Annotated in this window: 11 protein-coding genes and 3 pseudogenes; 2 read left to right on the top strand and 12 right to left on the bottom strand. The window is 40.7% G+C overall.

Annotated features, from left to right (window positions below; genetic code table 11):
* Positions 1–122 precede the first annotated feature (122 nt).
* Positions 123–260: a hypothetical protein gene (locus HT723_RS11310; protein WP_001067594.1), complete on the bottom strand. Its 138-nt coding sequence runs from the start codon at positions 258–260 to the stop codon at positions 123–125.
* Positions 261–404: 144 nt separating this feature from the next.
* Positions 405–562: pseudogene (locus HT723_RS11610) on the bottom strand (cell envelope).
* Between HT723_RS11610 and HT723_RS07265 the strand changes: the two are divergent.
* On the top strand, positions 527–646 hold the full coding sequence (locus HT723_RS07265; protein WP_001808898.1) for a hypothetical protein: 120 nt from the start codon (positions 527–529) through the stop codon (positions 644–646). The pseudogene HT723_RS11610 and the gene HT723_RS07265 sit on opposite strands and share 36 nt — an antisense overlap.
* Positions 647–741: 95 nt before the next feature.
* On the opposite strand, the gene glnA is transcribed toward HT723_RS07265, so the two are convergent.
* The 5 genes from glnA to HT723_RS07240 form a co-directional block, all read right to left on the bottom strand.
* Entirely contained in the window at positions 742–2,088 is a 1,347-nt protein-coding gene (glnA, locus tag HT723_RS07260) for a type I glutamate--ammonia ligase (protein WP_172934924.1), read from the bottom strand.
* A gap of 36 nt (positions 2,089–2,124) precedes the next feature.
* Positions 2,125–2,481: a transcriptional repressor GlnR gene (gene glnR, locus HT723_RS07255; protein WP_000659547.1), complete on the bottom strand. Its 357-nt coding sequence runs from the start codon at positions 2,479–2,481 to the stop codon at positions 2,125–2,127.
* Positions 2,482–2,557: 76 nt separating this feature from the next.
* Entirely contained in the window at positions 2,558–3,085 is a 528-nt protein-coding gene (locus tag HT723_RS07250; RefSeq protein ID WP_000119913.1) for an aromatic acid exporter family protein, read from the bottom strand.
* Between the two features lie 377 nt (positions 3,086–3,462).
* Positions 3,463–4,659 (bottom strand): phosphoglycerate kinase, encoded by a 1,197-nt coding sequence (locus tag HT723_RS07245; protein WP_001096743.1) that lies wholly within the window; start codon positions 4,657–4,659, stop codon positions 3,463–3,465.
* 89 nt (positions 4,660–4,748) lie between these two features.
* Positions 4,749–9,764, bottom strand: coding sequence for a bacterial Ig-like domain-containing protein (locus HT723_RS07240; protein ID WP_172934923.1), 5,016 nt, complete (start codon positions 9,762–9,764; stop codon positions 4,749–4,751).
* A 293-nt stretch (positions 9,765–10,057) separates the two neighbouring features.
* Between HT723_RS07240 and HT723_RS07235 the strand changes: the two genes are divergently transcribed.
* Positions 10,058–11,689, top strand: coding sequence for a Na/Pi cotransporter family protein (locus HT723_RS07235; protein ID WP_172934922.1), 1,632 nt, complete (start codon positions 10,058–10,060; stop codon positions 11,687–11,689).
* Between the two features lie 367 nt (positions 11,690–12,056).
* Here HT723_RS07235 and HT723_RS07230 read toward each other — a convergent pair whose 3' ends face one another.
* The 5 genes and pseudogenes from HT723_RS07230 to HT723_RS07210 all read right to left on the bottom strand — a co-directional run.
* On the bottom strand, positions 12,057–13,664 hold the full coding sequence (locus tag HT723_RS07230; RefSeq protein ID WP_172931400.1) for a CTP synthase: 1,608 nt from the start codon (positions 13,662–13,664) through the stop codon (positions 12,057–12,059).
* Between the two features lie 389 nt (positions 13,665–14,053).
* Complete coding sequence (gene rpoE / locus HT723_RS07225) at positions 14,054–14,638, bottom strand: DNA-directed RNA polymerase subunit delta (protein WP_000418404.1); 585 nt, start codon at positions 14,636–14,638, stop codon at positions 14,054–14,056.
* A 127-nt stretch (positions 14,639–14,765) separates the two neighbouring features.
* Positions 14,766–15,215 (bottom strand): GNAT family N-acetyltransferase, encoded by a 450-nt coding sequence (locus HT723_RS07220; RefSeq protein ID WP_172934921.1) that lies wholly within the window; start codon positions 15,213–15,215, stop codon positions 14,766–14,768.
* Between the two features lie 4 nt (positions 15,216–15,219).
* Positions 15,220–15,342, bottom strand: a pseudogene (locus HT723_RS07215) (chromosome partitioning protein ParB); the annotation flags it as partial.
* Between the two features lie 9 nt (positions 15,343–15,351).
* Positions 15,352–15,504 (bottom strand): annotated as a pseudogene (locus HT723_RS07210) (IS5/IS1182 family transposase); the annotation flags it as partial.

The raw sequence follows: 15,504 nt of genomic DNA, 5'->3' as shown, positions 1-15,504 counted from the left end.
ACTTCCATCAGCAAACTTCCCATAATGTTTCTTATGTGCTTCAAGTATATAAAAAGGCGTAAAAATACGCCTATAGATAATGGGGTTGAAATAGGTTTATTGTTGATGAGATTGTAGATAATTCAATTTTTTACTTCCAATCGAATACTTAAAACCTCCACCTTTTCTGCCTGTAATTGTTCATCATAAAATTCAATATCTTCAGGATTTTCCCCTTGGCAACCTCGGTAGAAATATTCTTCCGCTCGATCAGGATTCAAAAATCGACAAGCACAAACAAAACAGTCTCCATCATCATTTATTGAGATAATATAGTAGATTGAAATAAGATGTAAACAAATCGATTAGGAAAGTTAAATTAATTTCTAGAAATTTTTTAGCAGATGTAGTGTACTATTCTAGTCTCAATTTACTATGGCTTCAAATATATCTTTCGAAAAAATATTTACAGATGTGTAATTTTGAAGCTTGCAAAAGTTAGTAAATTAGTAAACTTGTAGATTTCGATTTGAAGCAATGTGTTTTCTTGCCCGATATTGTTTTTGAAATTGAATTTTTCCATAGTGACTCCTTGATTTTCTTCTACACGTCTGATGATAAATCTAATTCGCAAAAGAGTCAAGAGGATTTTTCGAAAAATAAATAGCGACCGAAATCGCTATTTTAAGGGTTATAGGTATTTGATGGCTTAGACTGCTGTGTGACTGTTTACCCTCAGGCAATCTTTCTTCTATATTAGTATTAGTAAAGGTCTAAATAATTATCAATTTCCCATTGTGAAACGAAGGTTGCATAACTTGCCCATTCGATTCGTTTGGCTTCAAGGAAGCTAGTGTAGATGTGATCTCCGAGAGCAGCTTTAACCACTTCATCTTCTGTCAAAGCTTTCAAAGCGTTGTGAAGAGTTGATGGAAGGTCTGTAATACCAGCTTCCTTGCGCTCTTCTGCTGTCATGATGTAGATATTTTCTTCGATAGGAGCTGGTGCTTCGATTTTATTTTCAATACCATGCAAACCAACTTCCAAAAGAACTGTCATAGCGATATATGGGTTTGCCATTGGATCAACTGAACGCAACTCAAGACGAGTTCCCATACCACGTGAAGCAGGCACGCGTACAAGTGGCGAACGGTTACGACCAGCCCAAGCAATGTAAACAGGGGCTTCATAACCTGGAACCAAACGTTTGTATGAGTTAACCGTTGGGTTCATGATAGCAGTATAGTTGTAGGCATGCTTGATCAAACCGCCAAGGAAATGGTAGGCCGTTTCTGACAACTGCATTCCTTTTGGATCATTTGGATCAAAGAAGGCATTATTTCCTTCTGCATCAAACAAGGACATATTACAGTGCATACCTGATCCAGCAATACCAAATTTTGGTTTGGCCATAAAGGTTGCGTAAAGGCCATGTTTGCGAGCAATGGTTTTAACAACAAGTTTAAAGATTTGAATCTTATCACAAGCACGGAGAACTTCATCATACTTAAAGTCAATCTCATGCTGTCCAACCGCAACCTCGTGGTGACTGGCTTCTACTTCAAACCCCATTTGGGTCAAGACATTCACAATCTCACGACGTGTGTTGTCCGCAAGGTCAGTAGGCGCCAAATCAAAGTAGCCACCCTTGTCATTCACTTCAAGTGTTGGGTCCCCATTTTCATCGAGTTTAAATAGGAAAAATTCTGGCTCTGGTCCAAGGTTGAAGGATTTAAATCCAACTTCTTCCATGTGACGAAGAGCACGTTTCAAATTGCCACGAGGGTCCCCCGCAAATGGTTCACCTTCTGTTGTATAGACATCACAGATCAAACCTGCAACACTTCCATTTTCATCTCCCCAAGGGAAGACTGTCCATGTATCCAAGTCAGGGTACAAGTACATATCTGACTCATTGATACGTACAAAACCTTCAATAGAAGATCCATCAAACATAGCCTTGTTTGACAAGACTTTATCTAACTGTTCATCTGTAGCAGGAATTTCGACGTTTTTCATGGTTCCCAAAATATCTGAGAACATGAGACGGATAAAGGTAACATTTTTTTCCTTGACTTCACGACGAATATCTGCAGCTGTGATTGGCATGAGTTTTCTCCTTAATGTATGACTACTTGCGGTTGCCTAACCGCGACCAAAAGGTGATTGCACCGAAGCAAAGCGACCCTGTTGGAGGAGTTCATTGTGAAGTGCACGGCGCACCTCAGTCTGACTCACCGCTTTCTTGGATTTCGCTTCACGTTCAGCATATTTTTTCTTAATGGCAGCGATATTATAACCTTCAGAGATATAATCTTTGATTTCAAGCAGACGATCCATGTCATTCAAGGAATACATGCGACGGTTCCCTTCGTTTCGATCAGGTTTGATCAACTCTTGATCTTCATAATAACGAATCTGACGCGCCGATAGATCGGTCAACTTCATAACACTGCCGATAGGAAAAACAGCCATATTTCGGCGAAATTCTTTTTCCTTCATTTACAATTTCCTTCTTTCTGTCTATTATAGTCTAAAAAAAGACAAACGTCAATTGATAATGTTATAAAATGTAACATTATTTTTCTTTTTTCTCTAAAAAGAGCCGAATACGATCAATATCGTAATTTACGAGAATTGCGACAAAAACTCCCATAAACGTTTCTGATACACGCGCAAACACGTACAAAATTGTTTCTCCACTCGGAATCGATAGGGTAATGATTAACATAGCCGCTACACCACCAATAACCCCTGCTTTGTTATTCATGGCTACATTTGTCATAATGGTTAACATGGTGCAGATTGGAACAACTACCAAGGTCACCCAAAAGGCTTCGTGGAAAAAGGTATTTAATAAGAAGAAGACAAAGGCATAGAGGCCTCCGATACTATTCCCTAGAATACGCGAAGTCCCAAAATGAACACTCTTATCAAAACTCTCCCTCAGGCTAAAAACAGCTGTCAAAGCACCGATTTGAAGACCTTTCCAACCAAAAAAGCCAAAAATCAAGAGAACTAGAAAAACAGCAATTCCTGTTTTAAAGGTTCGCATACCAAGTTTGAACTGGGATTTATCGAATTTATATTTTTTAAAATAACTCATAATCTCAACTTTCTATTTCCATTTTATCATAAATCGGTGATTTTTATGAGTAATAGTTGCGAGGAAGCGCTTTTATTTTAAGCAAAAGAAAAGAGGAACTTTCATCTCTCTCTTCTTTGATTTGTTTATAAAATCTTATTTTTCTGTCAAGGCTACAAGTCCTGGAAGAACTTTATACTCAATGAAAATCAAAGAGCAAACTAGGAAACTANNATTTTCGAAGAGTATTACCTTCAAGAAGCTCCATTGATGCCCCACCACCGCGTCACAAATACCTACACTAACACAAAAAGGTGACATAGCCACCTTTTTGTTAACGTTTCAGTTTTCTTCCTTTTCTACAAAATCAGGATTTTGTAGAGACTAACGGGCTGAAATTATTTTTCTGTAAGTGCAGCCAAACCTGGCAATACTTTACCTTCAAGAAGTTCCATTGATGCTCCACCACCAGTAGAGATCCATGAGAACTTGTCTGCACGACCAAGGTTGATTGCTGCGGCAGCTGAGTCACCACCACCGATGATTGATTTAACACCTGGTTGTTTCACGATAGCGTCCATCACACCGATTGTACCAGCTTGGAAGTCTGGGTTTTCAAATACACCCATAGGTCCGTTCCATACAACTGTTTTGGCACCAGTCAGAGCTTCGTCAAATTTAGCGATAGATTTTGGACCGATGTCAAGACCAAGGAAGCCTTCAGAAACTGCTTCACCTTCAGTGTCACGCACTTCAGTGTAACCAGCAAATGCGTTTGCTTCTTTTGAGTCAACTGGCAAGATCAATTTACCGTTTGCTTTTTCAAGAAGAGCTTTCGCAACATCCAATTTGTCTTCTTCTACAAGTGAGTTCCCGATTTCGATACCTTGTGCTTTATAGAATGTATAAGTCATACCACCACCGATAAGGACTTTATCAGCTTTTTCAAGCAAGTTTTCGATAACACCAATCTTGTCTGAAACTTTTGAACCACCAAGGATTGCTACGAATGGACGTTCTGGAGTTTCAACTGCTTCTTGGATGTAGGCAATTTCGTTTTCAAGAAGGAATCCAGCAACTGCTTTTTCAACGTTTGCTGAGATACCAACGTTAGATGCGTGTGCACGGTGAGCTGTACCGAATGCATCGTTTACGAAGATACCATCTCCAAGTGATGCCCAGTATTTACCAAGTTCAGGATCGTTTTTAGATTCTTTCTTGCCGTCAACATCTTCGTAACGAGTGTTTTCAACCAAGAGAACTTGTCCATCTTCAAGAGCGTTGATCGCTGCTTCCAATTCAGCACCACGAGTTACACCTGGGAACACAACATCTTGACCCAATTTAGCTGCCAAGTCTGCTGCTACAGGAGCAAGTGATTTACCAGCTTTATCAGCTTCTTCTTTCACACGTCCAAGGTGAGAGAAAAGAATTGCACGTCCACCTTGTTCGATGATGTACTTAATAGTTGGAAGAGCTGCTGTGATACGGTTGTCGTTAGTGATTACGCCATCTTTCAATGGTACGTTGAAGTCAACACGAACGAGGACTTTTTTACCTTTCAAGTCAACGTCTTTAACAGTAAGTTTTGCCATGTTACAAAAACCCCTTTAATTATTTTATTCGAAACTATTATATCACACTTTGGAAATATAAGGAAAGATTTCACAAGATTTTTCGATATTTAATCTTCATCTTCTTTTTTCTGTTTCAATGTCAAGGCTAAACTAGCAAGACCAAGGCTTGCCAATCCTGCTATTAGGGCTTCATTGGCATCAGCAGTTCCTGTATTTGGCAATTGTTTACTTGCTTCTTCTGATTTAACTGCTGTATTTTGGGCTGGTTTTTCTTGTGTAGGCGCTACTGCTGGTTCAGTTTTTACTTTTGTTCCAATTTCAACAATTTCTGTAATCGCCTCTTGGATGACTTCTGTTGAACGAAGACGACGCTGACCGTTTTCATCAACTTCAAAGACATGTCTCAACAGACCATCTCGTCCCTGTATGATGACTCGTTGTTCCCCAACTAGCATATCAGCATTTTCATGCTCTTGACGGTCAAAGGCAACCTTTTCCTCTTGAACTTCCAATTTAGGAGCCTTTTGTTGATCAGAAGCCGGTTGATTAGTAGTTTTTGGAAGGACTGTGTTTTGTTGTTCTGGTTTAGTTGAGATAGTAACAAGGTCATTTGCACCATTAGATTCTACTCGTGGTTTCTCAGCAGATTCATAAACAAAGGCATAATGAGTAAAGTGTGGTGCTGTAAAGATAACATGACTATCCGTTTGTTCAAAAGCCAATTCTACTGCCTCTTTGCCTTCAGGTAAGAAGAATACTCTCTTCACTTTCTTATCTTTTTCAATTGGAATTTTCACAATAGAAGCGTAAGAGAGATCAACGTCTTGACCTTTTTCATCGAGACCTTCTATTTCAAAGACATGAGCATCTTCTCCAGCAAAGTATTTTTTCTCTTCAGCACTTGCTTGAACACGCTCTACTTTCAAGCCCTTGATGACAGTCTTCTCTTTATTTGAGAAGTGTACTTCAACACCTGTTTTACTATCAGAAAAGACTGCTGGCTTGTCTTCTTTCAATAAAGCAACCAGATCTTTCAAACTCTGTTTCGCTGTTGCAAGCTCTTCTGAACTCAAATCTACTTTTTCAACCAAGGCCTTGTTCTTTTCAAGAAGCGGAGCTAGGGCAGAACCTGAAGGATGGTTTGGTTTGGCAGCCAAGAGTTCTTGAGCCTCACCTGTTAAGCGATCGAGTTCTGTCTTTTCTTCCGTAAATTTCTCTTGACCATTCAGAGCTTTATGAGCTTCTGTCAATTTATTAAGTCGGTCATTAACCTGATCTTGGGTGCTAGTTTCATGGTCTTTCAACACTTGTTCGGCCGCTTCAATTGCTTTCAAGAAGGCTTCTTTTACTTCTGGTGAAGCAAAGTTATAGACCACCTTATTCTTAGCTGCTTCAACTTCTGCTAACTTTTGTTTGAGGTACTCATCGTTCAATGCGGCTTTTGGAGATACCAAAACATCAAAATTGACTTCATGACCTTGGTAACGAATCGTCAAGGTTTGACGACCAGTCTTTTGAGCATCGTAACCAGAAATTTCAACTCCCTCATCAGTAAAGGAATGTTCTTCCATGGTGTCATTGCTATAAGCCACTGCAAAGCGTCCTTCAGACAAGTCTAAGTTATCACCAACTAGGTAATCTTTTTTCGGTTCCTGACTTACTTTAATTCCCAAAATAGTTTTCGGACTTGCTTCATCTTGACTAGTAACAGTCACTGATAAATTCGCATTTACTGGTTGTCCCAAATATTGGAGAGTAAGATTTTGTTCTCCCTTATGATGCGTGTCAAATCCTGATACTGATACACCTGCGTGAGTTAGGCGAACGAGTTCGTCCTCAGCTCCACCTTCATACCGAACTCGAAGAACACCACCTCTAAGGTCCAAATCCTCCCCTTCGGCGTAGCTTGTTTTCTTAGGTCCTGTTTCTAGGCTGACTGACTTGATTCTTCTGTCATCTTTTGGAACGGAAACCGCTAGGACATTACTAATTTCCTTGCCTGGAAACTGGGTACGATAGTACAGAAGACCAGATTGATTTGTCAAATCCAATGGTGCACTTGCTAGGTCTCCTCCAACTTCGCTCTTCAAGGTTGCAAGCGGAGTTTGAGAATTTGGATTGTCATAAACGGTAATGGTTGCTCCAGCTGGTACATCCGCAAAACCAACCTGTACCTTGTTATTGCCTAGAGAACGGGCTGCAGCCTTGGCCATCGGAATATTGACACTCTCAGTATCAAGCTTTTCATACATTTTCCAGTTATAGATACGAATAGCCTTCCATGGAGTTCCATTGTCAGAAGTGACAACATTTAAGCGCCAATCTTGAGCTGTGATAGGTTTATCAAGGGTAATATCTGTAACATGAGCTTTATTGCCACGGACTTCCTTAGCCAACTTCCATTGACCATCCGCATCTTTATAATAGAGGTCAAAGTCTTTGGTGTTCATCAAACCATCGTTGACAGATTCTCCACCAGCTCCAGCATGATCCATGACCCATCTCACAACACGGCGTGGTTGTGTCAAACGAATATCAACGCTACCACTTAATTGAGAAGAAGACCATTTGTCAGATAGACTGGTGATGGTCCCATTCAACATACCTTCGATACCTTCTCCACCTTCTGTATCTGGGAAGGTACTTCCGATAACAGTAGCCCCTGGAACGATGTTTTCTGCTAGAGGTCTTGGAAGACTTGTGTCTTGGACAGTCATCCCCCACTCAAAGTTTGTAGTTGCTGCTTCAGAACGAAGGCCATTCTTACCAACTGCAACAACCTTCAACTCCTGACTAGTACCAGTCGCACTAGCTGAGCGGCTAACTTTTGGTAGGTAGATCGTAGTTGCAGATGAACCTGTCAATAGGCGCCAAGCATCGCCATCCTTTTCATAGACTTCATAGAAATCAGCATCTTTATGACCAGTAAATTGTACAACTGCTTCCGCTTCTTGGGCATTTTTAAGGACTTGTTTGGCTACAGAAAACCTTGTCGGCGATTGTGGCTCTTGGTGATTGTCCGAGATAGTTAATTGTCCTAGGTTGAACTGATAATCTTTTACAGCACCTTCATGCTCGAAAAATAGTTTGACTGCATAGATGGTTTTACCTGCTAGTGAGCTGAGATCAAATTCTTCATTTGTCCAGTTGTCAGAAAGGGTTAGCTCTTTCCATGCATCTGCATCATCGAATTTGTAGTCTGGAGTTGTAGAGAATGCCATATAAACTTTAGAACCTTTTCCTCCCTTGTGGGCAACACGAAGTTTGGTCTTCTCAGTTACTTCTAACTTAGTAGAATAAAGTCTCACATCCTGATTTGTCTTACCGGCTACATCACCAGAGAATTTAAGAGAATTTCCGCCATTATAGGCAGCTGTAAAATCATATTCTGCATGAAGTTTTTCCCCTGTTGAAGTCTGCCACCAGCGCCATGTTGGAAGAACACCTGAAACTGAACGGTAATTCCACTCAGAATCCTTAGAAACCTTACCATCTACGAACCATTTTCTACCATGACCTGTATTAAAAGAAGTGGTAAAAGTATGACCTACTGCTGGCGTGCGGTCCGCAACTAGGTTGGCAATCCCGTACCAGTCCTTGTCATCTGGTTTTTGACCAGTTGGATCGCCTTGGTAACCAGTGAAGAAGATATTTTCATTCTTATGATAGTCTTCGCCTGTCTTGCCAAGACTTGTAATAGTATCTGGCGCAAAGAGTCCAAGTGACAAGCGAAGTTTGCCATTTTCATCTAAAAGGGCATCCCATTTCACTTTAGTCTTATAAGAACCACCCTGTTGCAATTCCAATCCTGCAAAGACATCGTACTGGCTACGCTCTAGCCATTTGGCCATAGCTACAGAGTAATCATTCTTCTCTTTGGTCCAGTTAAAGTTAGCAAAGAAGTGATCAGCGGGTACCTTGTCCCCCTCTTTTTGCATAAACTGATAGTTGTATTCTCCTAAACCATCTTGGTGGTAACGTCCATAGTTATAAGTCATGGCATCGTACCAAGAATACTTGATTGGATGGTTTACCTTAGCAGCATACTCCTTGGTATAGAGCATAAACTGGCGCATCTTTTCTCCAAGAGGTTCAACCAAATCCCCAGTTGTTTCTTGGTTAATGAAATAGCCATCATAGCCATAATACTTGGCCATATCTACCAATTTACGGGCAATTGGGAAGCTACCATCTGCGTCTTGCTTCAAAGCTTCAGCGAATTTTTCTTGATCAGCAATACTATTAGACCAGTTGAAGAAGAGTGTACCATATACAGGAACCCCGTTACGGTGACCTGCATCAATAACGTCAGGAGTTGGTACGAGACCTTCCCAGAAGACCATTGAATCTAGATATTGCCAATAGTCAAAAGCATAGGCCTTGAACTCTTCTCCACCAACAGAAGCATGGTCTTTTGCTTTAGAATTGGTGTTTGATAAGGCTTGAACTTTTGCTTCCTTGCTAGCTTTTTCATTGACCAAATGACCTGTCCGACGTGAAGCGAGGACAACAGATCCGCGGTTAATAGCATCATCTTCACGAGCACCTGGTTCCCATTTTAACAATTCTTCCCAAGAATTAAATTTGATTTCCTTTGGTTTTAATGTTTTTTCTGTATTTTTAGGGACATCTGGCTGGACTTCTTTTTCAGTCTTATTAGCTTCGGCTGCTGGCTTAGACTCATCCCCTTGGTTAGTTGCTTCGGGCTTTGCTTCTGTTTCCTTGTCAAACTTAGGTTTTGCTTCTGCAGATGGTGTTTCTGCAACCACCTCACTTGCTTTTTCCTCTGGTTTAGCTGCGCTAGCTGCTTCTGCAGTTTCAGTAGTTGAAGCTTCATTGCTTGCTGGCGAAGCAGTTTCAGATGCTGTCGCTACTCCTTCTGCCTTTTCTAGCTTGTTTTCTCTAGCATGTTCCCCTTCATTCTGCTTATCAGCTTCATTGGTCGAATACTCACTCTCTCCTGAAACAAGCTCTGTATTAGCTCCGCTATTTTCAGGAACTGCAGTTTCTTCAGCCAAGGCTGGACCAGCAAATAAAACAGCACCAATCATCAGCGAGCAGGCTCCTACTGATAACTTACGAATACTGTAACGACAACGTCTTTCAAAAAATGGATTCTTCATTTTCTCCTCCTAAAAGATTGATTTTGTTGTTTTTTAAGAAAGCGCTTTATATTCTGTAGTTTTTTATCAAACTCTAGAACCATGATAATCACATTTTTATCCTAAAACATTTTTAGACAAAAAACAATAGCTGTTTTCACAAATCTAAAATAAGGTTAAAAACTCTTAAAAATAATACACTTATCAATTATAATTTTCTTTTACAAACTTGACATTAACACTTGTTAGATTTACTTTTATCCTTTAAAATAGAATAGGAGATATTCCGCGATTATTTTTCGGAGGAAAAAGAAATGTCCATTAATTGGCAGGAAATTTTATTTCACTTTTTAGGTGGTCTGGGACTATTCTTATATAGTATCAAGACCATGGGAGACGGTTTGCAACAAGCTGCTGGAGATCGCCTTCGTTTTTACATTGACAAATATACTAGTAATCCTTTCTTTGGAGTTCTGGTTGGTATTGGGATGACTGCTCTAATTCAGTCTAGTTCTGGTGTAACAGTTATCACAGTCGGCCTGGTCAGTGCCGGTCTCCTAACCTTACGTCAGGCTATCGGAATTGTCATGGGGGCTAATATCGGGACAACAGTCACATCCTTTCTTATTGGGTTTAAACTAGGTGACTATGCCCTACCTATGCTCTTTATCGGTGCTGTCTGCCTCTTCTTTACAAAAAATCGGACAGTCAATAATATCGGACGCATCCTCTTTGGTGTCGGTGGTATCTTTTTTGCCCTCAATCTCATGAGCGGTGCAATGGCTCCACTCAAAGACTTACAGGTCTTTAAAGACTATATGATTGAGCTAAGTAAAAATCCTGTTTTGGGTGTCTTTGTCGGTACCGGCTTGACCTTACTGATTCAAGCTTCCTCGGCTACCATCGGGATTTTACAAAACCTCTACGCCAGCAATCTCATTGACCTGCAAGGAGCTTTGCCAGTTCTATTTGGTGACAATATCGGGACAACCATTACAGCCATCATTGCCTCTTTAGGTGCTAATATTGCAGCTAAACGGGTAGCAGGAGCTCATGTTGCCTTCAACGTTATCGGAACAGTCGTCTGCGTTATTTTTCTAGTTCCTTTTACAGCCCTGATTCATTGGTTTGAAGCTACGCTAAATCTAGCACCGGAAATGACCATCGCCTTTGCTCACGGAACCTTTAATATTACCAATACCATTGTCCAATTTCCATTTATCGGAGCTCTGGCTTACTTTGTAACCAAGATTATTCCTGGAGAGGACGAGGTTGTCAAATACGAACCCTTATATCTTGATGAACATTTCATCAAACAAGCCCCATCTATCGCTCTCGGAAATGCTAAGAAAGAGCTCTTGCACTTAGGAAACTACGCTGCTAAAGCCTTTGACCTTTCCTATAAGTATATCATTGACTTGGATGAAAAAATTGCTGAAAAAGGGCATAAAACCGAAGAAGCCATTAACACCATCGATGAGCAATTGACACGTTATCTCATTGCCCTTTCAAGCGAAGCTCTCAGTCAAAAAGAAAGCGAAGTGCTCACCAATATCCTTGATTCCTCCCGTGATTTGGAACGGATTGGAGACCACGCGGAGGCTCTACTCAATCTGACTGACTATCTTCAACGGAAAAATGTTGAATTTTCTGATGCCGCCTTGAAAGAATTAGAGGAAGTTTATCGTCAAACTAGTGACTTTATCAAAGATGCTCTGGATAGTGTGGAAAACAATGATATTGAAAAAGCACGCAGTCTTGTAGAACGCCATGAAGCAATCAATAAGATAGAACGTGTTCTCAGAAAAACCCACATCAAACGCCTCAACAAGGGCGAATGTTCAACACAAGCTGGGGTCAACTTTATCGACATCATCTCACACTACACTCGTGTATCAGACCACGCTATGAACCTTGCTGAAAAGGTTTTTGCAGAACAAATCTAAGAACCAAGAAGCTATCCATCATAATTGGATGGCTTTTTGCTTTTTCCTAAGCAAGACTAGTCTGAATGAAACTGAAAGAGTATTCTGCAGATATAGTGGATTAAATTAAAAAAGTATAGTATATTGAATCTATAACAGTACACCTTGACTGCTAAAATATTTCTATAAATTGATTTGGCTTTCCGAATTAATTTGTTCAGATTTTATTTCAATATACTGATAAATCCATTCACTAGCACAGGGCAAGAGGGAGTCGCTATTGATTTCAAGGGTAGCAGGTACACACAGAGGACTCCTACCTCAGATATACTTCAATATCATCGTATGCAAAAAACCTCTGAGATTCTTCTCAAAGGTTCTGATTTTGCTAATTGCTGTTCTCAACCGCTGCAGTAATAAAGGCAGTGTAGAGTTCTTCTGGGCGGTTTGGACGGCTTGACAGTTCAGGGTGATACTGACACGCTACAAAGAATTTATTTTCTGGAATTTCCACGATTTCGACCAAACGATTGTCTGGAGAAACTCCTGAGAAGACAAAGCCTGCTGCCTCAAACTGCTCACGGAAGGCATTGTTAAACTCATAACGGTGACGGTGACGGCGTTGCACCACTTCTTGATTGTGATAAGCAGCTGCTGCCTTAGAGCCACGTTTCAACTTAGACGGATAAAGCCCCAAGCGAAGGGTTCCGCCCATATCCTCAACATCAATCTGATCACGCATGATATCAATGATAGGGTATTTTGTTTCTGGTGCAAGCTCTGCAGAATTGGCACCTTCGAGTCCTAAAACGTGACGAGCAAATTCGATACATGTCAACTGCATTCCCAAGCAGACACCTAACATTGGAACATCATTTTCACGCGCATAGCGAATGGCTTGGATTTTCCCTTCCGTACCACGTTGTCCAAAACCACCTGGTACGATGATTCCGTCCGCATCAGACAAAAGCTCTGCCACATTCTCTGCTGTCACATCATTGGCATTGACCCAATTGATTTTAACTTCTGCATCGTTGGCATAGCCAGAGTGTTTCAAGGCTTCGACCACTGAGATATAGGCATCTTGCAACTCCACATACTTACCAACAAGGGAAATCTTAACTTGTTTCTTGAGGTTCATGACCTTGTCCACCATGGCTGACCATTCTGTCATATCCGCTGCTGGTGCGTCTAATTTCAAATGATCACAAACAATTTGGTCCATCCCTTGTGCCTGCAAGTTCAGTGGAATTTGGTAAAGGTGTTCAACATCCAACGATTCGATAACGGCTTCTGGTGCCACATCACAGAACTGGGCCAGTTTATTTTTAATTCCTTGACCAGCTGGCTCCTCTGTACGAATAACCAACATATTTGGTTGGATTCCCAAGCCACGCAATTCTTTGACAGAGTGTTGGGTTGGTTTGGTTTTCATTTCACCAGCAGCCTTGAGGTAAGGAAGCAAGGTTGTATGGATATACATGACATTATCCGCACCCACATCTGCCTTCATCTGACGAAGAGCCTCTAGGAATGGCAAGGACTCGATATCTCCTACTGTTCCACCAACCTCTGTGATAATGACATCAGAGTCGGTCGTTAGAGCGGCACGCTTGATTTTTTCTTTCAAAGCATCTGTGATATGAGGAATGACTTGAACAGTTGCCCCAAGGTATTCTCCACGGCGTTCTTTACTAAGAACTTCACTGTAAATTTTCCCAGTTGTCACGTTGGAATATTTGTTGAGATTGATATCGATGAAACGTTCATAGTGACCCAAGTCCAAATCTGTCTCAGCTCCGTCATCTGTCACAAAAACTTCCCCGTGCTGGTAAGGACTCATAGTTCCTGGATCAATATTGATATAAGGGTCAAATTTTTGAATGGTTACTTTAAGACCACGATTTTTCAAGAGACGGCCCAGACTCGCTGCCACAATCCCTTTCCCAATAGACGATACCACACCACCAGTTACAAAAATATATTTCGTAGACATAGATTCCTCTTTCTAAAGTGCTCAAGGTCTTGCTAACTACGTGGGGACATAGAAAACAAGACCCTACTAATAAGAATAATCTGGGACGACTGCACCAGATTCACAACTAATACTCTTCGAAAATCTCTTCAAACCGCGTCAACGTCGCCTTGCCGTAGATATGTGTTCCTGACTTTGTCAGTCTTATCTACAACCTCAAAACAGTGTTTTGAGCAGCCTACGGCTAGTTTCCTAGCTTGCTCTTTGATTTTCATTGAGCATAAAATACAAGAAGATAACTTCTTGAAAAAACAAAAATAGCTCCCTAAGAACTAGGGAGCCCCGACCTCTAAAAGAGGTGCCCAAACAATATGATACCTAAAAATAGGATAATTGTCAATAGCTAACTCTTATTCCTCGCTGGTTTCAGCGTCGTCATCTGAAAACTCGTCGTCTTCGTTGAGATCCACATCTTCTCCCAAGTCATCTGGAGCGATTTCGTTGATTTCTGCATCATAAGCTTCCACTTCATTTTTTTCATCATCTGGATTTTCATCATCGTATGAAAGAGCTGGATCTGCTTCGTATGCATCTTCGTCTTCTGGATCATCTGCATTGTAGTCAATGGCATCTGAATCACCATCCATAAAGGCATTGACACGTTTTTTCTTAGCTTTTGGTGCTACTTCATCGTCGTCATTTTCTTCAAGAGCGATGATTTCTTCGTCGATTTCGTCCACACCATACCATGAACGAAGACCCCATTTGTTGTCCCCAAGTGAGATAAAGCTACCGTCAAAGTTCAACTCTGTGTAGAACAAAGGCAAAGCTTCGCGGATATCGCTGTTTGATGTTCCAAGGTAGTTTTGAATTTCATTTACAAGATCGCTAAAATGCATCTCATGATCGCGACCACGAAGTTCCAAGATAGCACGCGCTACCTCAATCATAGATAGTTCACTTTTTTCTTGCCCAGCAAATACTTCTAATTCCAAAGCGTTTCTCCTCATTTATACTACTATCGCCAGAGCAAACAGACTCTGACCTCATTTTATCATTTACTCTTTATTTTACGATAATTTTGCGGAATAGTCAAAGGTTAAGGGGGAGAAAGTGGCAGGATTAGACTAATTCCAATATAAAACTCCTTCCTTTTTCTGTTGCTCCATTTTCCACAAATCCAAGCGACTTGAAACACCTCCTAGAAGCATGATTGTAGGTGTAGATTTCCTTAACTCTCAATTCTTTCCATCCTTTTACTCGAGCAAATTCAATCAAAGCACTTAGAATCTTTTTTCCAAGTCCTCGATGTTGGTAAGCGGAATTCCCAATCACAATGGGGAGATTATCCTGAGATAGTGTAATATCCCCAATTGGAAACCATTCTCCCTTCTCCTTGACTTCAATCCAAAAAAGCTCACCATGCCGATCCAAATAGGAATACATGGCTTCCAAGGTCACTTGACTGTAAGGAAGCTTCACCCCATCTACGAGGTAAACCAAGTTCACATCCTGATACCAAGCAAAAGCTTCCTCACAATGATTGACCTTATAATAAGGAACAAGACACAATGCACTACCTTTTCAACAAAAGAGTTGCTGCTTGATTAAAACCATCACACCAGTTATACCATTTTGCTTCATACCCATCTTGAGCTAGGATACGATCTTTTAAATCAAAAACAGAGTAAATAGACTTCCTGCAAAACTAGAATCCTAGTTCACGGTTGATAATGCCAGCAATCGAGTTCATTCGTAAGCCGAAGCGTTTACGATGATTTCGATAGGTTGTTGAAAACATTTTAAACGTTTTTACTTTGGCAAAGATGTTCTCAACCTTGCTTCTCTCCTTAGATAGCGC

Origin of the sequence: Streptococcus sp. 2106, assembly GCF_013277315.1 — a bacterium.
Lineage (GTDB): Bacteria > Bacillota > Bacilli > Lactobacillales > Streptococcaceae > Streptococcus > Streptococcus pseudopneumoniae.
This window is presented reverse-complemented; position numbering and strand designations above follow the sequence as displayed.